The following is a 25,700-nucleotide window of genomic DNA, read 5'->3' on the forward strand; positions in this document are numbered from 1 at the left end:
TCGGGAAAGACCTGGTTCCAGAACCCGACGAGCAACTCGTCGAGGAAAAGGATGGCCAGCGCGATCCGGATCAGTGTGGTCACCACCGCGTCCCTTCTCGGCGCGGCCGAAACGCCGCAAATCACTCTAAGCGCGACGGGAAAAGGTGGAGCGCCGGGACGGGCGCCGTGTCACGATGCTCCGCATGTCCGCACGCGCGCTGAGCTTCGGGACCGTCGCGGAGGCCTATGAGCGGTTCCGGCCCGGCTATCCCGACGCGCTCCACGACCTGGTCCTGGCCTACGCGGGCCAGCCGCTCCGGACCGCCCTCGAGATCGGCGCCGGGACGGGCAAGGCGACCAGGCTGTTCGCGGCCCACGGGATCGCGGTCACCGCGACCGAGCCGGACGAGGCCATGCTCGCCGAGCTGTCCCGCCACGTGCCGGCCACCGTCACCCCCGTGCGGGCCGCGTTCGAGGACCTGCAACCGGGTGAGAGCTATGACCTGGTCTACGCGGCGGCCGCACTCCACTGGACGAACCCGGAGGGGCGGCCCGAGAAGGTGGCCGCGCTGCTGAAGCCCGGCGGCGTCTTCAGCTCGTTCGGCGGGCCGTTCCAACTCACCGACCCCGCCGTCGCGGAAGCCGTGCACGCGGCCCGGGCGCCGTTCCTGGAGACCGACGAGATCCCGTCGCCGGACGGGACACCGCCCGAGCACGAGATGCAGTGGCCGGGCACCGAGCTCCGGGCCTCAGCACTCTTCACCGACGTCCGGCAGTGCATTGTGGAGCGCCGCCTGACCGTGAGCGCGCGCGACTACGTCGGCCATCTTTCGACCGTGTCGGCCTATCTGGAGCTGCCGGCCGCGGTGCGGGAACAGGTCTTCGACCAGATCCTGCGGGTCCTGCCCGAAACGGTGGAGCTGACCGCCGACATCTGGGTCCATCTCGCACGCCGGAGTTCGCATAACATGGCGCGATGACCGACGAGGCGTTGGCGCACCTGCACTCGGACCGGCCGCATCCGGCACGGGTCTACGACTATCTGCTGGGCGGCAAGGACAACTTCGAAGCCGACCGGGCCGCCGCCGCGCAGGGTCTGCGGGCCAACCCCCACAGCCGGATCCCACCCCGGGAGAACCGCGCCTTCCTGCGCCGGGTCGTGCGCCATCTCGCGGCCGAGGCCGGCATCCGGCAGTTCCTCGACATCGGCACCGGCATCCCGACCTCGCCGAACGTGCACGAGGTCGCCCAGTCCGTGACGCCGGAGGCCCGGGTCGTCTACGTCGACAACGACCCGATGGTGCTCGTGCACGCCCGCGCGCTGCTGACCAGCGGCTCGCGGGGTCGCACCGAATACCTCGACGCGGACCTGCGGGACGTCGACGCCCTGCTCGCCTCGCCGGCGTTGCGCGCGACCATCGACCTGGACCAGCCGGTCGGCCTGCTGCTCATCGCGATCATGCACTTCGTCGGTGACGACGACGACCCGTACGGCGTCGTGCAGCGGCTCCTCGACGCGTTGCCCTCGGGCAGCTACCTGGCGTTGTCCCACCTCACCGGCGACTTCGACCCGGGCGCCTGGGAAGGCGTGGCGGCGGTCTACCGGCGCAGCGGCGTGACGATGCAGGTGCGGTCGAAGCCGGACATCGAGCGGTTCTTCACCGGCCTCGACGTCGTCGACCCGGGTGTGCGGGTGCTGCCCGCCTGGCGCCCGGACGCCGACGCGGGCGAGCCGCCGACCGACACCCAGGTGTCCGTCTACGGCGGGCTCGCCCGAAAGCCGTAAGGCGAGGCTAGGCCGGCGGAGCGGCGGCCGCCTCGTGGGTGACCGCGGCCGGCACGGCCTGGGGCACGACCCGGTGTGCGGTCGCCAGCACCGAGGCCACCACGAGGCTGGCCGTGCCCGCGATGCCCAGCGCCCCGCCGCCGTACGCGGCCAGCAACCGGCTCCGGCTCAGGTCGTCGATCGGCGTCGCGCGCACCTGGTCGGTCAGCGCCAGGGCACCGGCGGCGCCGGCCAGCAGCACGAGGCCGCCAAGGGCGAGGACCAGCAGGGCGATCCGGTTCCCGGGACCGTAGACGACGTCGCCGTGCTGGCGCTGCGCCACCACGATGAACAGGCTCGCCACGCAGGACCAGACGCCGACGACCAGCAACGCGGCCACCACGTCGCTGGGCCGGTGCCAGCCGGCCGACAGCGTCGCGACCCCGACGGCGGCGGCCACCAGGGCGCCGAGCACCGCGCCGACCCCGCGCAGCCGGGCCGGCAGCACCAGCAGGAGCCCGACAGCCACGGCCGCGGCGATCGTCGTGTGCCCGCTCGGCAGGCTGTTGCCGGCCGCCGCCCGCTCCACGTCGACGCCGAGCTCCGGGCGCAGGAGGAGTCGTTTGAGCACCTGGGTCGTCACGTTCGCGCCGACGATGAGCAGGATCGTGCCGGCGGCCAGCGCGACCCGCCGCCGGATCAGGGCGATGAAGCCGACGGAGGCCGTGGCGGCGAGCAGCGACACCACCGACACGGTGTTGAGAATCGTGTCGACCACGCCGCCGATCCGGGCCTGCCCGATCCAGTTGCCGCCCAGCGCCACGCTGTCCAGCAGTTGTCCGTGTTCCGAGAGAACGAAGAACCGGACGACCGCCACCAGCGCGGCGACCTCGGCGGCCGCCAGCACCAGGAACCAGAGGCCAAGCCCGATCGGCCACCTACGCATGCGCAGCAACCTAGCCCACGCGCGGTTCAGGGCGATCGGGACCCGGCAGTACGGGCGTGGGCGCCGACGGGTCGGGCCGGCAGCCCGTCGAGGATCTCGTCGAGGCGCTTGATCATCGGGTCGTCGGCGTCGGCGACGTAGTCGGCCGGTGTCGTCCGGTCGCGGCCCGGCGGGATGCGCAGCAGCCGCAGGAGCAATGTCAGCACAGTCGTGACGAGCAGGTTGACCGCCAGCGCGACGACTCCGACGTAGACGGTCATGCCCGTGTCGCCGACCGGCATGCTCGAGCCGCCGAAGTGCGCCTTGACCACCACGCCGCCGGCGCCGATCTGCTGGATGTCCCAGAGCAGCGCCAAGCTGGTGACCAACCCCGTGACGAGGCCCGCGACCAGGGCCCGCCAGTCGAACCAGCCCGTCGCGAGCCCGATGAACACCGCCGGGATGGTCTGCAGGATGATCACCCCGCCGATGAGCTGGAGGTCGACGGCGTACGACGGTTGCATGACCAGGATGACGGCGAGCGCGCCGAACTTGACGACCAGCGACGCCCAGCGGCTCACCCGGGCCTCCTCGGGCGGTGTCGCGGCCGGACGCAGGTACGTCCGGTAGATCGAACGGGTGAACGCGTTGGCGGCCGAGATGGACATGACCGCCGCCGGGATGAGGGCCGCCACCCCGAGCGCCGCGTACGCGATCCCGGCCGACCAACCCGGGAAGAGCTTCTGGAACATCTGCGGCATGACCGTGTTGAGGTCGCCGTCCAGCGGCCTGATCCCCTCGGTCAGCGCGAAGAAGCCGAGCAGCGCCATCAGCCCGAGGACGAGACAGTAGATCGGGGAGGCGGCGATGTTGCGTCGTACCGTCGAACGGTCCTTGGCCGAGAGCATGCCGGTCACGGCGTGGGGGTACGCGAAGACCGACAGCGCCGAGCCCAGCACCAAGGTGACGAAGCCGAGCTGGCCCGTCGGGTTCAGGATCAGCCCGTCGTTCGGCGACGGTGTCGTCGCGAAGTAGCCGCCCGCCTTCCGGAAGATCTCGCCCCAGCCGCTGGACATGGTCACGACCAGCAGCGCGGAGAGCACGACCCAGGCCAGCAGGATGTCCTTGGCGATGGACAGCAGCGCGGGTGCCCGCAGGCCGGACCGGAAGGTGCTCAGCGAGACCATCGCGACGGCGATGAGCAGTGGCCATTCGCCGCTCACGCCGACCGTGCTGAACACGGCCTTCAGCGCCAGCAGTTGGACGGCCACGTACGGCATCGTCGCGATGATGCCGGTCAGCGCGACGAGCGCGCCCAGGCTGGTCGAGCCGAACCGGGCGCGGGCGAACTCGCCGGGGGTCAGCAGCCCGTGCCGGTGGGCCACGGACCAGATCCGGGCCGTGAAGATGAAGGCCAGGGGCGTCGTGATGATCGCGAACGGGACGGCGAAGAAGCCGATCGCGCCCACGCCGTACGTCAGCGCCGGCACCGCGACGAAGGTGTAGGCGGAGTACATGGTGCCGCCGAGCAGGAACCAGCTCACCCAGTTGCCGAACGCCCGGCCGCCGACGCCCCACTCCTCCAGGCTGTGGATGTCGTCCGGCCGGCGCCAACGGGCCGCCGCGAAGCCGAGCAGCAGCATGGCGCCCAGCAGTGTCAGGAAGACCGTTACTGCCATTCGTGCCGCCGCTCGCGGGTGGCCATGTGCACCACGGTGATGAGGACCATCGCGAGGACCGCGCACATGAGCTGGTACCAGTAGAAGAAGGGCAGGCCCCACACCGTCGGTTCGATCCGGTTGTACAGCGGCGTTAGCAACGGAGCCACCGCCGGCGGAACCAACAGCAGGTACCAGATCCGGTTCGCGCGAGCGCGTCGCGCCATCGGCTCCTCCTCGATGTCAACCGACGGGACGCGCTCGATCACAAACGGTGCGCACTGAGAAAGCAAAGACCAAATTCCACTGTCCCCATAGGCGCATCACATAGATCTATGCGGGTGCGCTCATCCGGTCGACCAGGAGACGGGCGGCCGGTGCCAACGCGCCCTTGCGGAACAGCAGGCCGTAGGTGATGTCGATCGGCGGATCGAGGCGTCGGACCACCGCACCGCACGCCGCCGCGTCCCGCGCGTAGCGGTCGGACACGAAGGCCGCGCCGGCTCCGGCCAGCACGAGCGGCACGATCGCCTCGCGGTGGGCGCTGCGCACCGCGGGGCGCATGACCACCTGGTGCGCGGCCAGGGTGGCGCGGATCGTCGCCCGGGCGGCGGTGAACTCCCGCAGGGTGTCCACGAGGGCCATGCCGGTGAGGGCGGCCAGCGGCAGCGGGTCGGGCAGGTTCCCCTCGGCCGGCGGCAGGATGAGGCTGACGTCGCGCGTGCCGAGCACGTGGCCGTGCAGGTCCGTGTGGCGCACCGGCAGGTAGGTCAGGCCGACGTCGCAGTGCCCGTCGACGAGGAGCCGGACGATGTCGTCCTCGTCCCTGGCCGCGAACAGCCGGACGGACAGGTCCGGACGGGCCTGCCGCAGGTCGCGCAGCACCTCGGTCAGCTCCACGGCGAGCATGTCGTGCACGGCGAGGTTGAGGACACCGACGGCCGGCACGTCCGGATCGTGTACGGCGGCCCGGGCGGCGGCCACGTCGTCGAGTACCTGTCGGGCGGGTTCGAGCAGCGCCTTGCCATCGGTGGTGAGGGTGAGCCCGCGGTGTCGCCGGTCGAACAGGACCACGCCGAGCTCGCGTTCCAGCGCGCGGATGGACTGGGACAACGACGGCTGCGCGATGTGCAGGGCCGCCGCGGCTCCGCTCACGCTGCCGTGCTCGACGACGGCCACGAAGTAGGCCAGGCGACGGAGGTCCACGCTCACCCGCGCACGTGGTCGACGAAGGCCTCGGCGATGGCGGTGAGCTCGGCGGGCCGGTGCACGAGGCCGTACGCCAGGTGCAGCGGCGGGTCGACGACCCGCACGACGGCCCCGCGTGCGGCGATGGCGGCCGCGGCCGCGTCGGGCAGGAACGCGGCGCCCACCCCGGCGAGCACCAGCGCCGCCGACAGGTCGCGCTGACCGTTCTCCACCACGACCCGGGGCCGGACGCCGCGCGTGTGCAGGGCCGCCTTGATCAGCCGCCGCTGACTGGAGCCGGGCGGCACACCGATGAGCGGCCCGTCGTCCAGGACGCTGAGCGGCACCCGTCGGTCGGGCAGCCGCGTACCCGGTGGGAAGGCCAGGACGAACGCGTGGCGACCGAGCTCGACCGTGTGGAGCTCGTCGACCGGCCCCGACAGATAGGCCAGGCCGAGCTCACTCGCTCCAGTGCGGACTCTGGTCAACACCGTGTCGTCGTCGCCCGCCAACCGGTCGGGCACCCGGTCGATGTGCACGAGGACGTCCGGATGCGCGGCGACGAAGGATCCGACGAGCTCCGCACCGGGATGGGTGGCCAGCGGCGCACCGGCGACGAGTTGGAGCACCGGCTGCTTGTGGCCGCCCACCGAGGCGCCCAGCCGCGCGATGTCGTGCATGAGCTGTCGGGCCGGGCCGACGAACCGGCTGCCCGCGCCGGAGGGCACGACACCCTGCGAGCCCCGGCGGAACAGGGTTACACCGAGCTCGCGTTCCAGGGCCTTGACCGACTGCGACACCGTCGGCTGCGCGAGACCGAGTGCGGCGGCGGCGCGACCGAATCCGCCGTGCTCGACCACCGCCAGGAAGTTGCGCACCTGACGCGGATCCATGGCGACCAGTGTTACGCCGGTGTGTCCCCGCACGGAAGGGCCGACCGGGTGCCGCCCCGCCGTCGCACGGCGGTGGCGGGGCGGCGGGTCGGTCACAGTCCCTTGAACCGGACGTCGCCGAGGCCGCAGAAGGTGCAGTCGGCGCTCAGGAAGTCGGTCGTTCGGCGGAAGGTCTCGCCGGCCAGGTGCCACCGCAGCCAGGCGGTGATGACGTGCTGGCCATTGCGGGTGGCCAGGATGTGGTCCGTGTCGTCGAGGACCGAGAACCACACGGGTACGTCGGTGTTGGTGTAGTCGCGTTCCAGGTTCGCCGTGGCGAAGTCCTCGTCACCGCCGATGTAGAGGGCCGGGTTGCGCAGGTTGTCCGGGCCGTTGCCGTCGAACGAGCCGCCGGCCACGTGGATGGTGGTCGTCAGGCGTGGCTCGTCGGCCACGTCGAACGTGCCGATCGACCCTCGGGAATGCCCGCCGAAGGCCACCGCGGACGTGTCGAGGTCCTGGTACAGCGGGCTGCTCTGGCTGGCGTTCTGGTCCTCCAGCCAGTCCAGGGCAGCGACCATGTAGGCGCCGCTGCTCGACGAGACCTCGCTGTAGACGACGAAACCGTGCGACGCCCACTGGCGCAGCATGTCGGAGTATTCGGCGGGACCGGACCCGGCGCCCGGACCCCAGACGAGGATCGGGTGGTCGACACCGTTCTGGCCGGCGTTCGTCGGATACACCAGCCACCCGTCGTCGTCCGGCCCGGCGGTCTGGTCGACGGTCACCGCGTACGGCCCGGGCCGGGTGACGTCGGTGACCCGCGGCAGCGAACCGCCGCCGGGCGGGTCCGGGTCGTCACCGTCCTGGGCGACGACGAGCACGTTGTCGACGGTCAGGGTCTCCAGGACGCTGCTGGCGGTGAGCGAGAAGCGCAGGCGCAGGTTCCGTCCGTCAACCGCCGAGGGCAGGTCGAACGACGCGGCACCCGTCGCGGTCCGTGCGGACTCCAACGTGGTGAACGAGCCGCCGTCGAGGGAGTAGGCCGCGGTGAACGACTCACCAAGATCCAGACCGGAGGCCGCCCGGGTGTACGAGACTGTCACGTCGCCGTACCCGGTCAGGTCGATGGCCCTGGAGGTGATGGCCGACGACGATCCGCGCAGCCGGGCGCCGTAGCTGCCGGTCGTGACGGAGCCGGACGCGGTGAAGGTGCCGAGCCCGCCGGAGAAGGCTTCGCTGTAGACCGTGGTCGCCGCCGCGGCCGGGGTCGCGAGGACCCCGGCCGCGGCCACCGTCGCCACGGTGAGCACCGCCGCCCTGAATATTCGGGTCCGAGACATGTCGAGGATCCCTTCCGCCACCGATGAGATTCGTAGCCATCGATTCAAGCGGGATTCTCGAAGGTGCGGATCGGCGAAATCACCGGTCAGCCGAAGACGTCGATCGTGTGCATCTCATCGGCACTCGCGGTCGCGATTCGAGGTCGAGTCGGCCCTCGAAGGCGTAGACCTCGTCGCCGGGAGGTGCTGCGCTCCGGGGCATACGTGCTTTGGCATGTACGCACGCGTCCGAACATGTACGACCCGAACGGACACCACCCCGTCGCCTACCGCGTGCTGGCGTACGCGGGTGCGTGGTCGAGGTCGACGATGTCGCGGCCCAGGGGCCAGAACGCGACCGGGACGAGCTTGAAGTTGGCGATGCCGAACGGAATCCCGATGATCGTGACGCACTGCGCGACACCGGCGACGATGTGGGTGAGCGCCAGCCACCAGCCGGCGACGACGACCCACACGATGTTCGCGAGACCGGTGGCCACGCCGGCCTCGGGCTTGCTGACGACCGTGCGCCCGAAGGGCCACAACGAGTACGCGGCGAGCCGCAGCGCCGCGACCCCGAACGGGATCGTGATGACCAGCGCGAAACAGATGAGCGCGGCGACGCCGTACCCGATGGCGAGCAGAAACCCACTCCCGAAGATGAACCAGAGGACATTGAGGATCAACCGCATACCCTCAGCATGACCGACGCCCGCCACGTGACGACGTCAGCCGGGGTGGTCGCGGTGGGGCGGCGTACGTCATGATCGGCGCCATGTCTGAGCATGAGCTCGCTGGGGTGTGGCGTCGGGTCGTCCGGGGTGACAGCAAGTCGTGGGTCGTGTTCGCGCACGGAACGTGTGTCGTGCTGCCGGCACCCGGCGCGGCGGACGACCTGGCCCAGCGGGCGACGGACATCCTCCGGGAGTACGGACCCGTGCACGCCGGCTCGCCAGCGGGCGACTTCGGCACCATCACCTTGGATCCGGGGCCGGGCTGGGTTGTCTGGGGCCACCACAACGACGTGCTCACCTACGTCGGTCCGGACGAGGTCACCGACGGCACCGACCTGGTCGTGGGTCTGCACGGCCGCAGCAAGCGCGACCGCGACGGCCACGACCTCGCCGTCGTCCACGTGGAGGACAAGCGCGGGTGACCACCGGCTACAGCGAACTACGCGCCGACCACGACGCCATCTGGGGCCGGTTCTACGCCGACTTCGGCTTCCGGCCCCACACGAAGCGGTTTCCCGGGATCACGGAACCGGCGCCGTCGGTCACCTGGTCGTTCGCGGCGCTCGACGACGATCCCGGCTACTCGCGGTTGGATCGGTTTACCGACATCCTGCATGCCGCGTTGACGACTTTGGCCGGCGATGGTTCGGTGCTGTTCCTCGACTGGCAGCACACCGGCTACCGCGTCTGGCCGGGCCGCGCCGGGTTCGACTTCGACCGACCGGGATGGCTGCCGTCGCCGTTCCCCGACGGCGACTACTCCATCTACCTGGCTGAGGACTTCCGGTACGGCACGTTCGGCCATCCCTGGGAGGCGTCGCTCTGCGTCTTCGGCGCCGAGCTGCTCCAACTGATCGAGGCCGACCTGGACGAGGTTCTAGGCCCGCCGATCCGCCGCCGGGCGCATTAGGCCGGGTACGCGCATCCGCGTATCGCTAAGGCCGTAACCGCTCCGCACAGTTATGCCCACCGATCCCGCTGTGGGTTCGGCGTGCGAGGGGGGATGGTGCGTGAGACGCATGCGCAGAAGGGTGCGGTCGCTGTTGGCGGTCGCGCTGACGACGGTCGTGGGGGCGGCCGTCCTGGTTGCCCTGCCGGTCACACCGGCGGCGGCCAGCTACGGCTCGACCGTGACCGTGACGGCCAACGAGATGCACACGACGGAGTGTCTCGACCGGGTCTGGCTGGTCATCTGTGACACGCCGGAGCTGTTCGGCGTCGCGGTGATCACGCAGGACAACGGGCAGCAGGTGCGGTGTGAGATGGCGCTTCCTGCCGCCGGCGGGACCGACATCACCACGCCCAACACGGTCTGCAATGGACGGACGATCACCGGGGACTTCCGGGTCAACTTCGAGCTCTGGGAGGACGACTCCACCGAGGGTGGCAGTCGCGAACAGGCGGACCTCAACCCCGGCACCGCGAAGGACTGGGCTACGCAGAGCCTGATCGGTGGCCGCAACAACACCCATTCCTGGGCGACCAGCGGCGGTCCCTCCCGGGCCATCTTCACGGTCAGCGTGACGGCCCGGCCGACCACCATCACGCTGAACTCGCCGCCCACCGCGGGTGTGCCGCGCGACTTCGATCCGCGGCTCGGCGAGACCCTGACGATCAGCGGCTACCTGTCGGTGCCGTCGGCATTGCGGTTCGTCATCACCCCGCTGGCGACGGGCTCGGGGTTCGTGCACTACGAGGCGAACTTCTACGGCGGCAGCTTCAACATCACCTGGGACGGCCGCATGTCGGACGGGACCTACGCTGCCGTCGGTGCCTACGACATAACGGTCGTGGACCCGATGGACGCGAGCACGGCCCAGGTCGGTCATGCCCGGGTGATTCAGCGGGCCGGTGTCGGCTTCACCAACATGGCCAGCCAGCCGGCGTCGGGCTGGCAGTACCGCAGTGGGCCGATCGTGGTCAACGCGGTCGCGTCCGTCACCGGCACCTTCCGCATGGTGGTGTTCCGCGCCGGCGTGGAGGTCTTCCGCACCGGCGACCAGCGCAAGGCCGCCGGCCCGATCGGGTTCGCCTGGAACGGCCGCCATGCCGACGGAAGCTGGGCACTGCCCGGCTCGTACGTCTACACCTTGCAGGGCAACGCCGACGACGGGCGGCCCTTCCCACCGACCTCGCTCACGACGAACGCGGTCAACCCACCACCGGGCTTCGAGGTGTACGCGCTGGCCGAGCCGGGCGTACCCGCGGTCAACCCGCAGGCCGTGCCCGGCACCTCCATCCGCGCCAAGGTGGTGGCGGGCGACCACAACCCGCGGCCGGCGGGCCGGATCACCGTGGAGATGAGCCCGGCGGGCTGGATCTCGCGGCCTGTCGCCCTGGCACCCCGGGTGGTCAAGACCTGCGTGCAGACCGACGAGTGCCAGGCGGTCATCCCGTCCGACATCCTCGCCGGCGACGCCGTGGCCTACCGGATCACGGCGACCGAGGCCGAGGGCGTGCCGGACATGGCGACCGCGACGGCCGACTGGCGGATCACCGACCTGAACCCGCCCGAGCCGTCGCAAGGCCCCGAGGTGACCCTGGTGCCGCTGTGGCGGGCCAGCGTGCCCGCAGCGGTCAACAAGGACGGAAAGCTCACCACCAGACCCCTGAACCAGACCCTCGACGTGGCGTACGCGCCCGGCACGGGATACGACACCTCGACGTTGGCGGGCGCGCGGCAGTTCGGCAACGCCGTCGACGACAACGCGTGGCAGTTGCTCGGCGTACGCGGGCGGATCTTCCCGAGCTCGGTCGCCACGCACTGGTCGCAGGTGGGGATCTGGGTGCAGAACATCCCGGTGGAGGTGAAGGTCGACCCGGACTCCGGCGCGCTGTGCGCACGTGGGCCGTTCAGCCCCGTGAGCTTCGCCGAGGCGAACGGGATCCTGCACACGGTCAACTGCCGTGACAACGCGACCGGCAACATCTTCACGGCCGACTCGCCGATCGTCGGCTGGCACGAGTTCCACCACGACGCGTACCACGAGGGCGACGAGTACTGCTGCGACGGCGGCTACTCGTTCGGCGCGGGCATCAACACCTACGCCTCCCTCGCCGAATGCCAGCGCAACGGCTCCGACGCGAGCACCTGCAACGAGATCAGCGACTCCACCGGCCGGACCGGTTGGTGGCGCAGCGACGGACCGCTGTCCGACGTGATGATCAGCAACACCATCGAACGCGCCGACGACCTGCGGGCGGCCGAGGCGGCCTTCGCGAAGTGTGGGAGGGCCCAATGCTGAGCCGACGTACCCGATTGCTCGCCGTCGTGGTGCTGGCCGCGTCGGTGCTGGGGGCCGGTGCCATCGCGGCACAGGGCGCGCCGCCGCAGGCCGCTCCGGTCCAACCGGCGCCGTCGGTCGATTACACCGACCCGACCAAGGGAGCGCACGTACGGCTCGGGCTGCGCGTCTCGGAGTCGTCGGTGACGCCGACGATTTTGGAGATCGACCGGGGCTTCACCTCGTCGCTGCGCGGCTCGACCGCGCCGTTCTCGTTGCGCCTGCGGGACAGCGCCGGTGCCGTGCTCGACACCCTCACGATGGACGACCCGCTCGCCGTGCGGACGTACGACTCGAAGCAGAACGCGCACCGGATGCTGCGGCTCGAGGAGGCGGAGGTCGTGGTCGACCTGCCGTACATCGACACCACGGCGACCGTCGACGTGGTTCTCGGGCGCAAGCGGATCGGGACGGTCGACGTGGGCACGCTGATCCAGGCGTGCCAGGGCAAGCAACTGCCCTGCGCGTTCATGTAGGACGCCGGCCGGGCACCTCCAGGATGCCGAGCTCGACCGCCCTCATCACGGTGGCGACCGGCCCGGAGGTGCCCAGCTTGCGGTGCACGTTCTCCAGGTGCTTGCGTACCGTGCCGGCCGCCAGCCCCAACCGGCGCGCGGTGGCCGGCACGGTCAGCCCGTCCGCGATACACCGGACGACCTCCACCTCGCGGCCGGTCAGCGGCGACCGACCCGGCGCCGGGTTCCGGCGGTGCAGGGCGATCAGCGCCGGCTGGATGCGTTCGAGCAGGTCCATCTCGCGGGCGTCGAAGACCCGGTCCCGGTTGAACTGGTACCAGCTCAGCAACGGCGGTGACCCCACCACGAGCGCGACGGTGTGCGCCCCGATGCCCTGCGGGGCATGGATCTCGCGGTAGAGCGCGTGCTGCCGCCATTGCCGTTCGGAGAGCACATCGGTGACCTGCAAGGGCGGCCCAGGGTACGGGCGTGAGCCGCGCACGGTGGCCGCGAACAGCGGGTGGGCCGTGAGCTGGTCATGCATCCGACGGAGCACCGCCCGCTCGACGGGCCGGTCGGTGGCGAGGTCGGGCAGGCGCAGGGTGGCCAGGTCGAGCTCGGCGTAGGTGGCCAGGTCGGTGCCGAGCCGGTGGCCGATCGCGGCGATGGCGGCGTCGGCGAGCGGGCGGCCGCGCAAGGCACTGACGTCGGCCGCGACGGCGCGTACCCACGACTGGTCGTTGTGAAGGGTCACGGCCGGACGATAGGAACTGTGGCCCGCGCGGCCCGTCACGGATTGGACAGCGGTCGGCTTTGTGTCACAAGATCGGTCACGGGACCACAATCGGGTTGCGGTCCCGCCGCCCTGTCCGGTAGACCTGTGCCCCGAACGGCCCCGCGCGGGGCCACGGAAGACGAAGGGAGGAACGAGCAGATGAACGCCACCATCGTGCCCGGGCCTTCGTTCGCGTCGCCTTCGCGCTGACGCGACACAGGACGGGCACACCTCAAGCAAGGAATGTGCCCATGACATCGCTGACTCTCCGCCCGATCACCGGGCCGGACGAGCTGCCCCTGTTCTGCCAACTCCGCTACCAGCTCGACAAAGAGCTCGACCGTGATCTCGCCGACGGACGCCGCCGGCCCGAATGGCTGTGGGTCGCGCTGCGGGACGACCGCGTCGTCGCCCGGCTCGGCTGGTGGACGTTCCGCGCCGGGGAAGACCCGTACGTGCTCGACTTCTTCGACTTCGACGAGTCGCCCGGTAGCGTCGAGGTCGCCCTGGAGCTGTTCGCGGCCGCCACCGCCGCCGTGTTCGGCCCGGGCGCGACAATGCCGCAGTACATCCGGTTCACGCCGCCGGACTGGCACGACGACCCGGTCGCCAACCGGGTGGTCACCGACCGGATCACCGCCCTCGAGAGCACCGGCGCCCGGATGCTCGTCGAGCGGCTCCGGCTCGAATGGCTGCCGTCCGCCGGCGTCCCCGCGGCCAAGGGCGAGCTGGCCTTCCGGGTCCCCACGGGTCGCGACGAGCTCGTCGGGCTGATGACCGACGTGCTCGAGGGGACGCTCGACGCGCACAGCCAGGCGGAGCTCACCCGGATGAAGCCCGCCGAGCAGGCCAACCAGCAATATGACGAGGAGCTGCTCGGCTACTCGACACCGCGCGAGTGGTGGCGGGTCGGCGTGCGCGACGACGGGACGCCGGTCGGGTTCGTGATCCCGGCCCGCAACTCCTACAACCCGATCATCGCCTACATCGGGGTCGTGCCGGCCCACCGTGGCAAGGGCTACATCGACGAACTGCTCGCCGAAGGCACCCGCGTGCTGGCGGGCGAGGACGTGCCCCGGATCCGGGCGGCGACGGACGTCGGAAACGTCCCGATGGCGAAGGCGTTCGCTCGGGCCGGCTACCGGGTCTTCGAACGCCAGGTCGACATGACCTGGGAGTGACGCGCTAGAGATCGGCGGTCGCCGCGGACGCCTGCTGGGCCTCGATGCCCGTCAGGCGTTCGCGGAGCGCCCCGGTTTTCTCCACGCGGTGCTACACCCGCGGTGCGTACATGATTACCGCGACGCCGGCCAGGCAGAGGAGGGCGCCGGCCACGTCGTAGCGGTCCGGGCGGAACTTGTCGACGACCACGCCCCAGGCGAGTGAGCCGGCCACGAAGACACCGCCGTATGCGGCCAGGACGCGGCCGAAGTGCGCGTCGGGTTGGAAGGTGGCCACGAAGCCGTACAGGCCGAGCGCGGCGACGCCGGCGCCGACCCAGAGCAGCCCACGATGCTCGCGTACGCCCTGCCACACCAGCCAGGCGCCGCCGATCTCGGCGAGGGCGGCGGCGACGTAGAGGGCGATGGACCGGAGGGTCGTCAGTCGATTTTTCCGATCGGCTCGCGCTTCTCGGCCTGGAACACGTCTTCGGTGCGACCGCGGGCCCAGTAGCCGGAGATGGAGAGCGCCTCGCGCGGCACCGCCCGGGTGCGCAGGACCGCGCGGATCGCCTTGACGGACTCGCGTTCGCCGTGGACGAAGACCTGGACCCCGCTCGGATCGGGCCACGGGCCGCTGTCGACGGCGCGCGCGAGGAAGCCCGCGTCGTCGAGGTCGGGGTTGACCAGCCAGTTCACGGCGACACCGGAGGGGCACTTCAGGTCGAGGATGTCGGCCGGGGCGGCGATCTCCAGGTAGGCGGCACCGTTGGCGTCGGCCGGCAGTGACTCCAGGGCCGCCGCGATCGCGGGCAACGCGGAGAGGTCGCCGGCGAACAGGTGCCAGGCGGTCGCCGGGTCAGGCGTGTACGCCCCGCCCGGGCCGGACAGGACGAGCACGTCGCCCGGGACCGCCTTCATGGCCCACGGCGCCGCTATGCCCGTGTCACCGTGCGTCACGAAGTCGATCGCCAGCCGTTGGGCGGCCCGGTCGACCCAACGCACCGTGTAGGTGCGGGTCACCGGCCGCTGTTCCCGTGGCAGCGTCGCGAGGTCGTACGGCGGACGCAGGCCCAGGGCAGGGTCGGCGAACAGCAGCTTCACGTACGCGTCGGTGTGCCCGTTGCCGCCGAAATCAGCCAGGGACTCGCCGGAGAGGACCACCCGCACCAGGTGCGGGCCGACCTGTTCGGTCGACTCCACCGCGAGCACGTGCTGCGTGCGGCCTTGCCGTGTAGGCGTCGTCATGCGGAACCTTCCGTCGAGTCGCTTAGGCCACCCTAACCCCTGCCCGCCCGGGTGCGGCGCACCGCTACGTACCGTCGCATCTTCTCGGTGGTGCCGCAGTCTTCCATGCTGCACCACCGGCGACTGCGGTTCTTGCTCTCGTCGACGAACAGGAAGCGACAGCCGCCGCAGCCCTTGACCCGGTCACGCGGGCCCGTGGTGAGCAGGTCGACCGCCGCGTGCACCACCGGCCACAGTGGCCGGACGAGCGAGTGGTCGTCGTGCCAGGTCCAGCCGAAGGCCTGCGCGGGATCGAGGCGGGCATGGGCGATCGCGTCGGCCTCGTCGTCGCGGAGCCGGATCAGCGCCTCCGTGCTCGGGGTGCCGCCGGAGGCCAGCGACCGGAACAGGTCGTCGAGGTAGTCGCGCGTCCGCAGCGCGCGGTCGAGGGCGGCCTGGGCGCCTTCCTGCGATATCCGAGCCGCTTCCGTCGAGGACAGGACCCCCGCGTAGACGGCCCAGGCGATCAGGTCGGGATACGCCGTGAGCACGTCGTCGTCCGGTGGGCCGGTGGGTGGCCCACTGCGGGTGTTGACGAAGTCCAGGGCGATGTTGCCGCCCACCAGACGCATCCGCTCGACTGTTTCCATCAAAACGGACTTTACCAGTAGCGCCGCGTCGAACGTGCCCGTTAGTCTGTTTCCGTCATAACGTCTTTTGGGGGTAACTCATGGGCCACAGACGCGCGGTGGGAGCCCTGGTCGGGCTGGCCGGCGGCACGTTCCTCTACACCACCGCCGAGGCGCTGCCGATCGGCCTGTTGCTGCCGATGGCCGAGGACCTCGGCGTCCCGCCGACGCGGGTGGGCGCGCTGGTCACCGCGTACGCCGCCGTGGTCGTCGTCGCCTCGATCCCCCTGACCGCGCTCGCCCGACGGATCCCGCGGCGGCGCCTGCTGTCGGCGCTCCTGGCGGGCTTCGTGATCAGCACCGTGACCACGGTGTTCGCGAGCAGCTTCGCGCTGCTCCTCACGGCACGGATGGCCACGGCCGCGACCCACGCGCTGTTCTGGGCCGTCGTGGTGCCGGCGGCGGCCGAGCTGTTCCGGCCCGGCCTGCGCGGGCGGGTGGTCGCGGTCGTGTTCGCCGGCGGCAACATCGCCCTGGTGCTCGGCGTCCCCGCGGGCACCTGGCTGGGCGAGCGTGCCGGCTGGCGGGCGTCGTTCCTGGCGGTGGCCGGGCTCGGGGCGATCGTGCTGGTCACGGTGGCGATGCTGCTGCCGTCGACCCGGCCCGACGAGGGGCACGCGGCCCGGGGCGCGACACCCGACGCCCGGCGGTTCGCTCTGCTGGTCGGGGTCGCCGTCCTGACGACAGCGGGCGCCATCGCCGCGTACACCTATGTCGCCCTGTTCGTCACCGAGGTCAGCGGCCTGGCCGCCGCGTCCCTCGGCGCCGTCCTGCTGGTCCGCGGCGTCGCCAGCGTGCTCGGGATCCTCGCCTTCGGCGGGTTCGTCGACCGCCGACCCTGGCCGGCGCTGGTGGCCACCGTCGCGCTGCAGGCGGCGGCGCTGATCGGGCTCTACGCGCTGGGCGGGTGGCCGGCCGCCGCCGTCGTCCTGCTCGCGCTGTCCGGGCTCGCGTTCGCGGCGTTCACGGCCGCGCTCGGCGGGCTCGTGCTGCGGGTGGCGCCCGGGCGGTCCGACCTCGCCGCGGCCACCCTCTCCGCCGCCGTCAACGTCGGCATCACCGCCGGCGCGTGGCTCGGCGGCCTCGTGCTGCCCAGCCACGGCGTGCGGAGCACGGTGCTGATCGGCGCGCTGCTCGGCACCGTCGCGCTGGCACTCGCGCTCGCCGAGCGTCTTCTCCCACCGGCGGGCACAGTGACCCGGGTCATGTCACGGGAAAGCGTCGACGCGTGTCTCCATGCCGAGAAACGGACGACATGAGGAGCACATCATGAACCAGACACTGTGGATCGCGGCCGGGCTGCTCGCCGCGGTCGCCCTGGTCGGCGGCATCAGCAAGACGTTCGTACCCAAGGCGAAGCTGGCCGCGGCACCCGGCGGCAGATGGACCAGGAACTTCAGCGTGGGCTTCGTCAAGACCCTCGGCGTGGTCGAGATCCTGGCCGCGGCCGGCCTGATCCTGCCCGCGGTGGTCGGCATCGCGCCGGTGCTGGTCCCGGTGACCGCCACCTGCTGGGTCCTGCTCATGGTCGGCGCGATGATCACGCACCTGCGGGACGACGGCCACCGCCGTTTCGCGTTGCTGAACCTGGCCTATCTCGCCCTCGCGGCGTTCATCGCCTGGGGTCGCTTCGGCCCGGAGTCCTTCCCGGCCTGACCAGGTGTACGCAGATCCGCGTACATCCGACGCCGCTCCCGGGCAGACGACGAGGCTGCCCGGCACGCGGAGGCTGGGGCGTATGAACCTTTCGAATCACGTGGCCCTGGTGACCGGCAGCTCGCGCGGAATCGGCGCGGCGATCGCGGAGACCTTCGCCGCGGCGGGCGCCGACGTCGTGCTGCACGGCCGGTCGGCGAGCGCGCTGGCCTCCGTGCGGGAGCGGATCGGTGGTGCCGCCCTGGTCGTGACCGGTGACGTCACCGTGGCCGCGGACCTCGACCGGATGCACGACCAGATCATCGAACGGCACGGTCGCGTCGACGTCCTGGTCGCCAACGCCGGCAACACCACCAGCCGGCCGGCGCCGATCGAGGACATCACCGAGGAGAGTTGGCGCGCCGACATCGACCGGAACCTGACCGGCACCTTCCTGACGGTGCGCCGGTTCCTGCCGGGCATGAAGCAGCGCCGGTCCGGCACCATCATCACGCTGTCGTCGGCGGCGGGACGCAAACCCAGCGAGCGCACGATCGTGGCGTACGCCGTGGCCAAGGCGGGGGTCCAGCTCTTCACCCAGGACCTGGCCGCGCAGGTCGGACCGTTCGGCATCCGGGCCAACTGCATCGCACCGGAGACCATCCTGACCGAGACCAACCAGGGCTGGATCCCGGCGGAGACGCAACGCGCGCTGGCGGAGGCCCACCCGCTGCGCCGCCTGGGCACGCCGGCCGACGTCGCCGCCACCGCGCTGTTCCTGGCCTCGGAGCAGTCGAGCTGGATCACCGGCGTCATCGTCGACGTCGCCGGCGGCGCCGTGCTGGTCTAGCGGCGCCCGCCGAAGGTCCAGTTGTGCACCTCGACGTCGGCGTACCGGTCCGCCGTGAGGATGGTGCGTGCGGTCTGCGCGTCCGCGGCCCGGACCAGCGCCGCCGTGCCGAGCCAGGCGGTGCCGTCGTCGGAGAGCAGCGGCCCGTACGCGATGAGGTCATCGTGTCGGGGCTCCAGGTCCACGGGCTCGCCGGCACCGAAGCCGATCACCAGGTAGCAGTTGTCCTCCGTCGGCCCGCCCGGGAAGTCCCACATCGTGCGCCCCAACGCGTTGCTCCACCGGCGCAGCAGCACGTCCCGGTAGACGCCGGCCTGGTAGTTCGGCTCGTCGAAGGCGAACGCCCGGGCGGCCGCGGGGTCGGGCAGGTCGAGGATGTGCACGCTGCCGGTGGCGGTCTCGCCGTCGTCCGTCAGGGTCGGGCCGCGCGCGATCAGCTCCGCCGCGTATCCGTCCATGTAGGACCAGTGCGTCTCGGTCAGCTCGTGGCGCAACGGCATCGAGCCGGGACGGTCACGGTGGTAGCAGAGGAACTCCATGCCCACGATCCTCACATCCCGGCAAGCGCCATGATCACCGGCCCAGGAGGGGGATAATTGGCGCGTAGGGGACACCTTGACCAGCGGAGGTGGAGCCATGTCGGTCGACACGGAACACCAGGCGCATCTCGCGACCCACGAGCACATCCACGGCATCGACTGCGGCCACCAGGCGTTCGAACACGTGGGCCACATCGACTACCTGCACGACGGCCACCGCCACCACTCGCACGATGGCCACTACGACGAGTGCACGGCCGAAGAGCACACGAGCACCGAAGGCCACCAGCACCAGCACGGCCAGAGCTGCGGCCACATCGGCCTGAAGCACGACGGGCACGTCGACTACCTGCACGACGGCCACGCGCACACCAAGCACGGCGACCACTACGACGAGTGCTCCGTCAAGGACCACGTCGAAGCGGAAGCGCACACCCACGTACACGGCGACGGCTGCGGGCACCCGTCGGTCGCGCACGGCGACCACGTCGACTACCTGCACGAGGACCACCGGCACGCGGCCCACGAGGGCCACTACGACGAACACTGACCGTCACGGAGTGGCGTATAAAACGAACGCTCGTTCTTCGATATAACCGGTTTGAGCTCCCACGGGGGGACCTCAACGTCATCGAGGAGCGAACGTGAAAGCTGCGACCCGACACCGGGTGTTGGGCATCACCGGACTGGCCGCCGCGGCGCTGCTGACCTTCGGCAGTCTCGCCCAGGCCGAGCCGGAGGCGGCGTCCGTCATCAACGCCTGCGTCAACCGGAAGACCGGTGACGTGCGCATTCCGGACCCGCCTCGGGAGGGCGGCGGCCACGGCTGCGATCGGTGGGAGCAGCGGGTGAGCTGGAACGTCAGAGGCCCCCAGGGCCCTCCCGGTCAGGTGGGGACTCCCGGCGTCATCGCGGACACGGCCCCGATCCCGGCGAACACGTCCGACGAGTCGATCCTCGCGTTCTGCCCGGACGGGACCGCGTTGAGCGGCGGCGGGTTCGAGATCGACCAGGGCGCTCTGTCCATCGTGGCCAGCGCGCCCGTGGTGGGTCCGCAGGGCGGCCTCGTGGCCTGGCGGGCGAGCTTCACCAATCCGACCGACACTGTCGGTCAGGGCACTGTCTGGGCGGTCTGTTTCAGGCCGGCGAGCTGAGCGGTGGGGCGCCCACCGGCGCCCCACCCAGTTACCAGCCTCGGGCGCGCCACTCCGGCACCGACGGGCGCTCGGCGCCCAAGGTGGAGTCCTTGCCGTGGCCCGGGTAGAACCACGTCTCGTCCGGCAGCGCGCCGAACAGCTTGGTCTCGATGTCGCCGATCAGCGACGCGAACGCCTCCGGGTCGTCGTGCGTGTTGCCCACGCCACCCGGGAAGAGGCTGTCGCCGGTGAACAGGTGCGGCGTGCCCTTCGGGTCGCGGTAGACCAGCGCGATCGACCCCGGCGTGTGGCCGACCAGGTGGATGACCTCGAGCTCGCAGTCGCCGATCGGGATCCGGTCGCCGTCGACCACCGGCGAGGTGCTGATGGGCAGCCCCTCGGCGTCGTCGGGGTGGGCCAGCGCGCGGGCGCCGGTCGCCGCGACGACCTCCTCCAGCGCCACCCAGTGGTCCATGTGCTGGTGCGTGGTGACCACTGTGGACAGTGCGCGATCGCCGACCAGCTCCAGCAACCGCGGCGCCTCGTTGGCGGCGTCGATCAGCAGCAGGTCTTCATTGGACAGACACTCCAGCAGGTACGCGTTGTTGTCCATCGGGCCGACCGAGAGCTTGGTGATGCGCAGGCCGGGCAGGTTCCGGACGTCCGGCGCACCGCCGGTCTCGACGTTTCCGCTGTACGAAGACATGGCGGGATCCTTACATCCAGAAGGGCGGGGTGGGCAGTGGACCGTCGGGCGTGACGGAAAGGCCGGCGCCGGTGGAGCGGCCGGTGAGCCAGGCGGCGAGCGCGCACGCGGAACCTGACACGACCGGGCCGCCGTTGCCCACCTCGAGCGGGTGGCCGGTGTCGGTGGGCCGCAGCACCAGCGGGGTCGCGTCGGCCAGGCCGCTGACCACCTCGTGCAGCAGGCGGTGGCCGAAGGCGTCCGGCCAGTCGTCGTGGCCGTAGCCGGCGGCCAGGTCGACGTGGTGCACCTCGACCTCGCGCAGCCGGCGCCAGACGCTGAAGACGGTGGCCTGCGGCTGGCCGGGCACGTCCAGGATGGTCGACCACTGCTCCGGGGTGAGCGCGTCGGCCGCCTCGGCGTACGCCAGGGTCGAGTCCCGCAGGTCGGCGAGGTGCACCGCGGCCGGCCGGTCGGCGTCGCGCTCGATGTCGCTCGCGCGCTGGCCAGGCTGGTACTGCGGGGTGACGACGCCGGTGCGCGCCCAGATCAGCAGGTTGCGCAGGCCGTCCGCGTTGCGCGCGACGTGCGCCAGCACGTGTCCCCGGGTCCAACCGGGCAGGGCGGAGGGTGCCGCGACGGCCGCGTCGTCGAACCCGGCGGCCGTCGTGATCAAACGCTCGGTCGCCCGGTCGACCTCGGCCATCAGTGCCAGCGGGTCCGTGCTCACAGCAGCCCCTTTCGCCTCGCACCACAAACCCTAGCCGGGTGCGGGTCAGAATTCGGTTTCGGCCCCACCGGGCGCGGCCTACCGTCGATGCCAACGACGAAAGGCACCCATGACCTTTGAGCTCGCGTCCCTCGGTTGGGACGCCGCGTACTCCGCCGGCCTGCCGGCGTTCGACGCCGACGTGGTGCCGGGCCGGGTGGCCCGGGTCGACCGCGGCGTCTGCACCGTGCTGTGCGCCGACGGCCCGGTGCGCGCCAGCCTGGCCGGCGCGGTGCTGGCCGCCGCGTCCCGCGACCCCGCACGGTTGCCCTGTGCGGGCGACTGGGTGCTGGTGCGCGTCTGGCCCGACGACCGGGTCACCATCGAGGCGGTGCTGCCCCGGCGCACGGCGATCATCCGGCGCACCGCCGACAAGGACTCGTCCGGCCAGGTGCTGGCGGCCAACCTCGACGTCGCCGCCGTGGTCGAGCCGCTGGACCCCATGCCCGACGTCGGCCGCATCGAGCGGCTGCTGGCGCTCGCCTGGGACTCCGGCGCGCGCCCGTTGGTCCTGCTCACGAAGTGCGACGCCGTGCCCGACCCGGCCGCGGTGGCCGACGACCTGGCCCGGTCAGCGCCGGGCGTCGAGGTGCTGACGGTCAGCGCCCGGGAAGGCACGGGTCTCGACCAGGTGCGCCCGCTGGTCGCGGCCGGCCGCACGCTCGGCCTGCTCGGTCCGTCCGGCGCCGGCAAGTCCACGCTGGTCAACGCCCTGGCCGGGGCTGCCGTGATGGGCACAAGAGCCGTCCGTGAGAGCGACGGTAAGGGCCGCCACATGACGACCTACCGCGCCCTGATTCCGATACCCGGTGGCGGCGCCGTGCTCGACACCCCCGGCATGCGCCAGGTCGGCCTGCTGGACGGCGCCGAGGGTCTGGGCCAGGCGTTCGCCGACGTGGCCGAGATCATCGCGGCCTGCCGGTTCGCCGACTGCACCCACCAGGCCGAGCCCAACTGCGCGGTCCGCGCGGCGCTGGAGTCCGGCGAGCTCAGCCCCCGCCGGTGGGAGAGCTGGGAGCGGCTCAGTCGGGAGCTCGCCTACGAGACCCGCCGCCGCGAGTCCCGCAAGGCGGCCGTGGAGCGGGCCCGGCTCAAACAACACCGGGTCCGCGACACGAGCCGTCACATCTGAGCCTTCTTCGCGGGGTCGTACTTGTAGAGGTTGTACGCCGTCATGATCTCGATCAGGTCGTTCGCGTACGAAGGAGACGTCGCGTAGCCGGCCTTGTGGATCTCCTTGGCGAACTGGTTCGGGTTGTTGCTGTACTTGAACGCGGGCTTGTAGCGGTCGTTCACGGTCAGGAAGTACCCGTGGTCGGCGAACGACGCGGTCGCGTTGCGGTACGCCCGGAAGGACGCCGAGGTGTCGTAGCAGCTATCGCCCTCGCACTCCTGCGTCGCGTACGACCGGCAGCCCAGCGCGATCGTCCCGGGGTTGCCGAAGCACTTGATGCCGAAGTAGCTGTGGTCGCGCCGGGTCAGGTAGGAGCGGCCCCAGCCGGACTCGAGGATCGACTGCGCGATGGTCACCGACGCCGGCACCTTGTACTTCTGGAAGCCCAGGCGGGCCGGCTCGGCGACGCGGGCGAGGAACTGCGCCGCGCCCGAAGCCGGCACCGTGGGCGGCGACTGGCCGCACCAGGGCAGGTTCGGCATGCCCTTGCTGTACGCGACCAGCGCGTCCGACACGTACCGGCCATCGGTCAGCCGGTTCCAGGCGTAGGTGGTCCGAACGTGCCCGGTCACCTTCTGGCCCCACACCTGGCAGTTGATCGCCAGCCCGGTGCCGTTGGTCAGGGTGCCGACCCGGGTGCTGCTCGTGGTGGCGCCGGCGCGCACGTTGACCGAGCCGCCGCCGCTGCTGACCGTGGCGACGCTGGCACCCTTCGGGGTGCACCAGGGGAGCCAGGGCCGTGACGGCGACCAGCGCAGGTAGCCGTCGGATACGTAGTGTCCGTTGGACAGCCGGTCCCAGTACGGCGTCGCGCGCTGTGTGCCCTTGACCTGTTCGCCGAACTCCTGGCAGACCGCGGTCACCTTGCTGCCGTCGGCGACCGAGCCGGCACGGGCGTCCGCCGTGGACGGTCCACTGCGGAGGTTGAGCGGCCCGCCGGCGACGACGGTGGCGGTCGGTGCGGCGGCGGCGACGCCGGGCAGCAGGGCGACCGCGGCCGCACTGGCCAGCACACCGGCGGCCAGCGCACGCATCAGAGCAGACTTCATCGTCGGTTCCCCCTTCCGACCTGACCGGTGGCGATCCACGCCGCCATCGGTCAATTCAGGCTATTTGCCGGAAATGGGAACGGTGGGAAAAGAGAGGAATTCGCGAAAGATCGTCGCTTATATCCGATTTGCGGCCGGGACCAATCAGGGAGCGACCGTGAACCGCAGCGCTGACGGCCGGGTCTCGTCGTGGAACACCCAGCGCTGCCCGCCGCGCAGCGCCACCGCGCTGCCCAGGGGTTCGCCGGTGCCCGGGTTGCGCGCCCAGCGCGGATGCGACCCGCCCGCCACCTGCACCCGCAGCCGGTGCCCGGGCTCGAACCGGTACGCGGTCGGGAACATCGGCACCCGCACCTCGGTCACGCCGTCGGCGTCCCGCCGGAACCGACCCGGCACCACCCGGACCAGCCCGTCGCACACGTTCCAGGACCGGCCCCGCGGGTCCACGTCGCAGAGTCGCACGAAGACGTCGAAGAACTCCGGCTCGCCGTGCGTGTAGATGGTCGCCGCGACCTCGCCGACCAGGTCCAGCGGCGCCTCGATCGGCTCGCCGGTGAAGACCAGCACGTCGGCGCGGCTCTCCACGAGCCGGTTGTCGACCCGGCCGGCCTTGTTGGCGGCCAGCACCGCACCGCCGACGGACGGCGTCGGGTCGGCGGGGTCGTAGTAGAAGCGGGACGGCTCACCGGTGCCCGGCACCGCGCCGAGGCCGCCGTCCGGGTGCAGGAAGAGCTCCCCGGTGCGGCCGGCCGGCGGCCACTCGGGCACGTCGCGCCACCCCGCGTTGCCCACGTGCAGCCGTACCCTGGCGGTCTGGGCGTCGGCCGGCGTGGTGCGCAGGGCTGCCGCGGCGGCGGCTCCGCGCGGCATCCGCTCGCACAGGAACGCCAGCCCCTCGCGCATCCAGGCGCCGAGCAGCCCCGGACTGCCGTGGGTCCACGGACCGATCATCAGGTACGGGTCGGCGCCCGCGGCCTTCAGCGCCGCGTAGTCGCGAAGCTGCGAGGTCAGGAAGATGTCGTGCCAGCCGGTGATCATCGCGATCGGCGCGCGCACGTCGCCCACGGTGGAGTCGAACCGACGGTCCGCCCAGTACGCCGCGTCCGGCTCGACCTCGCGCAGCCACTCCTGGAAGAACGGCACCTGCGCGCCCACCGCGACCAGGTCGGCGGTGTCCAGCGGCAGGGTCGCGAGCCCCCGCAGCAGCTTGGGCTGGCCGCGCTTGAGCTCGCGCTGCCGGGTGAGGAACGGCTGCCCCTCGGCGCTGAGCAGCTCGGCCCAGGTCAGCGCGGTGTCGAGGGAGAAGGCCTCACCGGCGTACGTAGAGTCGCGGGCCGACGAGGTCGTGCAGACCAGCACCATCGCGCGTAGCTCGTCACCGACGTAGGGCGCCACCGCCCACTGGGCGAAGCCCTGGTAGCTGGAGCCGAACATCGCCAGGTGCCCGTTGTACCAGGGCTGCCGGCGCAGCCAGTCGACCGTGTCGATGCCGTCGTCGCGTTCGTGCAGCATCGGCTCGAAACTGCCGCCGGACCCGTACGTGCCGCGACAGGACTGGATCACGGTGTGCAGCCCGCGCTCGGCGATCAGCCGGCCGAGCAGGGTGACCACGCCACTGCGCCCGTACGGCGTGCGGATCAGCACGGTGCCGGCGTCCGGCACGTCCGTCGCGTAGTGGTCGGTCACCAGCGCGACACCGTCGCGGGCGCGCACCCGCTGATGTCGGTGGGCGGTGACCCTGCCGGGCACGGCCGGCGGCAGCCGGAGAGCACGGGCGGCGGCGAAGGTCGCGACCTGGGCGAGCACGATCCCACCGTACCCAGCCGCC

General features: G+C 71.5%; 29 protein-coding genes. 13 read left to right on the forward strand and 16 right to left on the reverse strand.

The window, feature by feature from the left end; all coding sequences use genetic code 11:
• The first annotated feature begins 184 nt into the window (after positions 1–184).
• Together BLV39_RS13510 and BLV39_RS13515 are read left to right on the forward strand one after the other, a co-directional pair.
• On the forward strand, positions 185–961 hold the full coding sequence (locus BLV39_RS13510) for a class I SAM-dependent methyltransferase (protein WP_090790739.1): 777 nt from the start codon (positions 185–187) through the stop codon (positions 959–961).
• Positions 958–1,767, forward strand: a complete 810-nt coding sequence (locus BLV39_RS13515) for an SAM-dependent methyltransferase (RefSeq protein ID WP_090790740.1) — start codon at positions 958–960, stop codon at positions 1,765–1,767. Before BLV39_RS13510 ends, BLV39_RS13515 begins: the two co-directional genes overlap by 4 nt.
• Positions 1,768–1,774: 7 nt before the next feature.
• Here the strand turns inward: BLV39_RS13515 and BLV39_RS13520 are convergent, their stop codons facing one another.
• The 7 genes from BLV39_RS13520 to BLV39_RS13550 form a co-directional block, all read right to left on the reverse strand.
• The gene (locus BLV39_RS13520; protein WP_090790742.1) at positions 1,775–2,692 is read right to left on the reverse strand and encodes a phosphatase PAP2 family protein; all 918 of its coding nucleotides are present in this window, start codon (positions 2,690–2,692) and stop codon (positions 1,775–1,777) included.
• A 26-nt stretch (positions 2,693–2,718) separates the two neighbouring features.
• Positions 2,719–4,350, reverse strand: coding sequence for a sodium:solute symporter family protein (locus tag BLV39_RS13525; protein ID WP_090790743.1), 1,632 nt, complete (start codon positions 4,348–4,350; stop codon positions 2,719–2,721).
• The gene (locus tag BLV39_RS13530; RefSeq protein WP_090791487.1) at positions 4,341–4,556 is read right to left on the reverse strand and encodes a DUF3311 domain-containing protein; all 216 of its coding nucleotides are present in this window, start codon (positions 4,554–4,556) and stop codon (positions 4,341–4,343) included. Before BLV39_RS13530 ends, BLV39_RS13525 begins: the two co-directional genes overlap by 10 nt.
• A gap of 106 nt (positions 4,557–4,662) precedes the next feature.
• Complete coding sequence (locus BLV39_RS13535; protein ID WP_090790745.1) at positions 4,663–5,541, reverse strand: LysR family transcriptional regulator; 879 nt, start codon at positions 5,539–5,541, stop codon at positions 4,663–4,665.
• On the reverse strand, positions 5,538–6,410 hold the full coding sequence (locus tag BLV39_RS13540) for a LysR family transcriptional regulator (RefSeq protein ID WP_090790747.1): 873 nt from the start codon (positions 6,408–6,410) through the stop codon (positions 5,538–5,540). Before BLV39_RS13540 ends, BLV39_RS13535 begins: the two co-directional genes overlap by 4 nt.
• Positions 6,411–6,502: 92 nt before the next feature.
• Complete coding sequence (locus tag BLV39_RS13545) at positions 6,503–7,732, reverse strand: poly(ethylene terephthalate) hydrolase family protein (RefSeq protein WP_143049745.1); 1,230 nt, start codon at positions 7,730–7,732, stop codon at positions 6,503–6,505.
• Between the two features lie 266 nt (positions 7,733–7,998).
• Positions 7,999–8,403, reverse strand: a complete 405-nt coding sequence (locus tag BLV39_RS13550) for a YccF domain-containing protein (protein WP_090790750.1) — start codon at positions 8,401–8,403, stop codon at positions 7,999–8,001.
• 83 nt (positions 8,404–8,486) lie between these two features.
• Here BLV39_RS13550 and BLV39_RS13555 point away from each other — a divergent pair, with 83 nt between their 5' ends.
• The 4 genes from BLV39_RS13555 to BLV39_RS13570 all read left to right on the forward strand — a co-directional run bounded on the left by BLV39_RS13555 (position 8,487) and on the right by BLV39_RS13570 (position 12,205).
• A complete protein-coding gene (locus BLV39_RS13555; RefSeq protein ID WP_090791490.1) occupies positions 8,487–8,867 on the forward strand; it encodes a hypothetical protein in 381 nt (126 codons plus the stop codon).
• Complete coding sequence (locus tag BLV39_RS13560) at positions 8,864–9,355, forward strand: DUF2716 domain-containing protein (RefSeq protein WP_090790752.1); 492 nt, start codon at positions 8,864–8,866, stop codon at positions 9,353–9,355. Before BLV39_RS13555 ends, BLV39_RS13560 begins: the two co-directional genes overlap by 4 nt.
• A 109-nt stretch (positions 9,356–9,464) precedes the next feature.
• A complete protein-coding gene (locus tag BLV39_RS13565; RefSeq protein WP_143049746.1) occupies positions 9,465–11,690 on the forward strand; it encodes a hypothetical protein in 2,226 nt (741 codons plus the stop codon).
• Positions 11,684–12,205 (forward strand): hypothetical protein, encoded by a 522-nt coding sequence (locus tag BLV39_RS13570; protein WP_143049747.1) that lies wholly within the window; start codon positions 11,684–11,686, stop codon positions 12,203–12,205. The genes BLV39_RS13565 and BLV39_RS13570 overlap by 7 nt, the downstream gene beginning before the upstream one ends.
• Here the strand turns inward: BLV39_RS13570 and BLV39_RS13575 are convergent.
• Complete coding sequence (locus BLV39_RS13575; RefSeq protein WP_143049748.1) at positions 12,198–12,938, reverse strand: helix-turn-helix transcriptional regulator; 741 nt, start codon at positions 12,936–12,938, stop codon at positions 12,198–12,200. The two genes, BLV39_RS13570 and BLV39_RS13575, sit on opposite strands and share 8 nt — an antisense overlap.
• 272 nt (positions 12,939–13,210) lie before the next feature.
• Here BLV39_RS13575 and BLV39_RS13580 point away from each other — a divergent pair, with 272 nt between their 5' ends.
• A complete protein-coding gene (locus BLV39_RS13580; RefSeq protein WP_090790759.1) occupies positions 13,211–14,140 on the forward strand; it encodes a GNAT family N-acetyltransferase in 930 nt (309 codons plus the stop codon).
• A 91-nt stretch (positions 14,141–14,231) separates the two neighbouring features.
• On the opposite strand, the gene BLV39_RS13585 is transcribed toward BLV39_RS13580, so the two are convergent.
• The 3 genes from BLV39_RS13585 to BLV39_RS13595 are packed head-to-tail and all read right to left on the reverse strand — an operon-like array spanning position 14,232 to position 15,996.
• On the reverse strand, positions 14,232–14,564 hold the full coding sequence (locus BLV39_RS13585; protein WP_090791493.1) for a YnfA family protein: 333 nt from the start codon (positions 14,562–14,564) through the stop codon (positions 14,232–14,234).
• Entirely contained in the window at positions 14,561–15,367 is an 807-nt protein-coding gene (locus BLV39_RS13590; RefSeq protein ID WP_090790761.1) for a siderophore-interacting protein, read from the reverse strand. Before BLV39_RS13590 ends, BLV39_RS13585 begins: the two co-directional genes overlap by 4 nt.
• Before the next feature lie 32 nt (positions 15,368–15,399).
• Positions 15,400–15,996, reverse strand: coding sequence for a CGNR zinc finger domain-containing protein (locus BLV39_RS13595; protein ID WP_090790763.1), 597 nt, complete (start codon positions 15,994–15,996; stop codon positions 15,400–15,402).
• Positions 15,997–16,076: 80 nt separating this feature from the next.
• On the opposite strand from BLV39_RS13595, the gene BLV39_RS13600 reads away from it, so the two are divergent.
• The 3 genes from BLV39_RS13600 (at position 16,077) to BLV39_RS13610 (ending at position 18,520) form a co-directional block, all read left to right on the forward strand.
• Positions 16,077–17,294, forward strand: a complete 1,218-nt coding sequence (locus BLV39_RS13600) for an MFS transporter (RefSeq protein ID WP_090790764.1) — start codon at positions 16,077–16,079, stop codon at positions 17,292–17,294.
• 10 nt (positions 17,295–17,304) lie between these two features.
• The gene (locus tag BLV39_RS13605) at positions 17,305–17,691 is read left to right on the forward strand and encodes a DoxX family protein (protein ID WP_090790766.1); all 387 of its coding nucleotides are present in this window, start codon (positions 17,305–17,307) and stop codon (positions 17,689–17,691) included.
• A gap of 82 nt (positions 17,692–17,773) precedes the next feature.
• Positions 17,774–18,520, forward strand: a complete 747-nt coding sequence (locus BLV39_RS13610; RefSeq protein WP_176984883.1) for an SDR family NAD(P)-dependent oxidoreductase — start codon at positions 17,774–17,776, stop codon at positions 18,518–18,520.
• Here the strand turns inward: BLV39_RS13610 and BLV39_RS13615 are convergent.
• On the reverse strand, positions 18,517–19,059 hold the full coding sequence (locus BLV39_RS13615; protein WP_090790768.1) for a YciI family protein: 543 nt from the start codon (positions 19,057–19,059) through the stop codon (positions 18,517–18,519). The two genes, BLV39_RS13610 and BLV39_RS13615, sit on opposite strands and share 4 nt — an antisense overlap.
• A gap of 97 nt (positions 19,060–19,156) precedes the next feature.
• On the opposite strand from BLV39_RS13615, the gene BLV39_RS13620 reads away from it, so the two are divergent.
• Both BLV39_RS13620 and BLV39_RS13625 read left to right on the forward strand, forming a co-directional pair.
• Positions 19,157–19,609 carry a hypothetical protein gene (locus tag BLV39_RS13620; RefSeq protein WP_090790769.1) on the forward strand — a complete coding sequence of 151 codons (453 nt, stop codon included), beginning with the start codon at positions 19,157–19,159 and terminating at the stop codon, positions 19,607–19,609.
• Positions 19,610–19,703: 94 nt separating this feature from the next.
• Entirely contained in the window at positions 19,704–20,213 is a 510-nt protein-coding gene (locus BLV39_RS13625) for a hypothetical protein (RefSeq protein WP_143049749.1), read from the forward strand.
• Between the two features lie 31 nt (positions 20,214–20,244).
• Here the strand turns inward: BLV39_RS13625 and BLV39_RS13630 are convergent, their stop codons facing one another.
• Both BLV39_RS13630 and BLV39_RS13635 read right to left on the reverse strand, forming a co-directional pair.
• Positions 20,245–20,901, reverse strand: a complete 657-nt coding sequence (locus BLV39_RS13630) for an MBL fold metallo-hydrolase (protein ID WP_090790772.1) — start codon at positions 20,899–20,901, stop codon at positions 20,245–20,247.
• Between the two features lie 10 nt (positions 20,902–20,911).
• Positions 20,912–21,610, reverse strand: coding sequence for a maleylpyruvate isomerase family mycothiol-dependent enzyme (locus tag BLV39_RS13635; RefSeq protein WP_090790774.1), 699 nt, complete (start codon positions 21,608–21,610; stop codon positions 20,912–20,914).
• A 109-nt stretch (positions 21,611–21,719) separates the two neighbouring features.
• Between BLV39_RS13635 and rsgA the strand changes: the two genes are divergently transcribed.
• Positions 21,720–22,781, forward strand: coding sequence for a ribosome small subunit-dependent GTPase A (gene rsgA / locus BLV39_RS13640; RefSeq protein ID WP_090790776.1), 1,062 nt, complete (start codon positions 21,720–21,722; stop codon positions 22,779–22,781).
• On the opposite strand, the gene gsmA is transcribed toward rsgA, so the two are convergent.
• Both gsmA and BLV39_RS13650 read right to left on the reverse strand, forming a co-directional pair.
• Complete coding sequence (gene gsmA, locus BLV39_RS13645) at positions 22,772–23,872, reverse strand: sporangiospore maturation cell wall hydrolase GsmA (RefSeq protein ID WP_090790778.1); 1,101 nt, start codon at positions 23,870–23,872, stop codon at positions 22,772–22,774. The genes rsgA and gsmA overlap by 10 nt on opposite strands.
• A 144-nt stretch (positions 23,873–24,016) precedes the next feature.
• Positions 24,017–25,678: a CocE/NonD family hydrolase gene (locus tag BLV39_RS13650; RefSeq protein ID WP_090790780.1), complete on the reverse strand. Its 1,662-nt coding sequence runs from the start codon at positions 25,676–25,678 to the stop codon at positions 24,017–24,019.
• Positions 25,679–25,700: the final 22 nt, after the last annotated feature.

It is taken from the genome of Asanoa ishikariensis (genome assembly GCF_900107455.1).
Lineage (GTDB): Bacteria > Actinomycetota > Actinomycetes > Mycobacteriales > Micromonosporaceae > Asanoa > Asanoa ishikariensis.

Bases quoted from the DNA above. Each gene is read 5' to 3' on its own strand.
- BLV39_RS13580 (WP_090790759.1), top strand. From the start codon at position 13,211: ATGACATCGCTGACTCTCCGCCCGATCACCGGGCCGGACGAGCTGCCC.
- BLV39_RS13615 (WP_090790768.1), bottom strand. From the start codon at position 19,059: ATGGAGTTCCTCTGCTACCACCGTGACCGTCCCGGCTCGATGCCGTTG.
- BLV39_RS13610 (WP_176984883.1), top strand. From the start codon at position 17,774: ATGAACCTTTCGAATCACGTGGCCCTGGTGACCGGCAGCTCGCGCGGA.
- BLV39_RS13555 (WP_090791490.1), top strand. From the start codon at position 8,487: ATGTCTGAGCATGAGCTCGCTGGGGTGTGGCGTCGGGTCGTCCGGGGT.
- BLV39_RS13550 (WP_090790750.1), bottom strand. From the start codon at position 8,403: ATGCGGTTGATCCTCAATGTCCTCTGGTTCATCTTCGGGAGTGGGTTT.
- BLV39_RS13510 (WP_090790739.1), top strand. From the start codon at position 185: ATGTCCGCACGCGCGCTGAGCTTCGGGACCGTCGCGGAGGCCTATGAG.
- gsmA (WP_090790778.1), bottom strand. From the start codon at position 23,872: ATGAAGTCTGCTCTGATGCGTGCGCTGGCCGCCGGTGTGCTGGCCAGT.
- BLV39_RS13620 (WP_090790769.1), top strand. From the start codon at position 19,157: ATGTCGGTCGACACGGAACACCAGGCGCATCTCGCGACCCACGAGCAC.
- BLV39_RS13545 (WP_143049745.1), bottom strand. From the start codon at position 7,732: ATGTCTCGGACCCGAATATTCAGGGCGGCGGTGCTCACCGTGGCGACG.
- BLV39_RS13570 (WP_143049747.1), top strand. From the start codon at position 11,684: ATGCTGAGCCGACGTACCCGATTGCTCGCCGTCGTGGTGCTGGCCGCG.
- BLV39_RS13530 (WP_090791487.1), bottom strand. From the start codon at position 4,556: ATGGCGCGACGCGCTCGCGCGAACCGGATCTGGTACCTGCTGTTGGTT.
- BLV39_RS13520 (WP_090790742.1), bottom strand. From the start codon at position 2,692: ATGCGTAGGTGGCCGATCGGGCTTGGCCTCTGGTTCCTGGTGCTGGCG.
- BLV39_RS13525 (WP_090790743.1), bottom strand. From the start codon at position 4,350: ATGGCAGTAACGGTCTTCCTGACACTGCTGGGCGCCATGCTGCTGCTC.
- BLV39_RS13630 (WP_090790772.1), bottom strand. From the start codon at position 20,901: ATGTCTTCGTACAGCGGAAACGTCGAGACCGGCGGTGCGCCGGACGTC.
- BLV39_RS13590 (WP_090790761.1), bottom strand. From the start codon at position 15,367: ATGACGACGCCTACACGGCAAGGCCGCACGCAGCACGTGCTCGCGGTG.
- BLV39_RS13540 (WP_090790747.1), bottom strand. From the start codon at position 6,410: ATGGATCCGCGTCAGGTGCGCAACTTCCTGGCGGTGGTCGAGCACGGC.
- BLV39_RS13515 (WP_090790740.1), top strand. From the start codon at position 958: ATGACCGACGAGGCGTTGGCGCACCTGCACTCGGACCGGCCGCATCCG.
- BLV39_RS13595 (WP_090790763.1), bottom strand. From the start codon at position 15,996: ATGGAAACAGTCGAGCGGATGCGTCTGGTGGGCGGCAACATCGCCCTG.
- BLV39_RS13605 (WP_090790766.1), top strand. From the start codon at position 17,305: ATGAACCAGACACTGTGGATCGCGGCCGGGCTGCTCGCCGCGGTCGCC.
- BLV39_RS13600 (WP_090790764.1), top strand. From the start codon at position 16,077: ATGGGCCACAGACGCGCGGTGGGAGCCCTGGTCGGGCTGGCCGGCGGC.
- rsgA (WP_090790776.1), top strand. From the start codon at position 21,720: ATGACCTTTGAGCTCGCGTCCCTCGGTTGGGACGCCGCGTACTCCGCC.
- BLV39_RS13565 (WP_143049746.1), top strand. From the start codon at position 9,465: ATGCGCAGAAGGGTGCGGTCGCTGTTGGCGGTCGCGCTGACGACGGTC.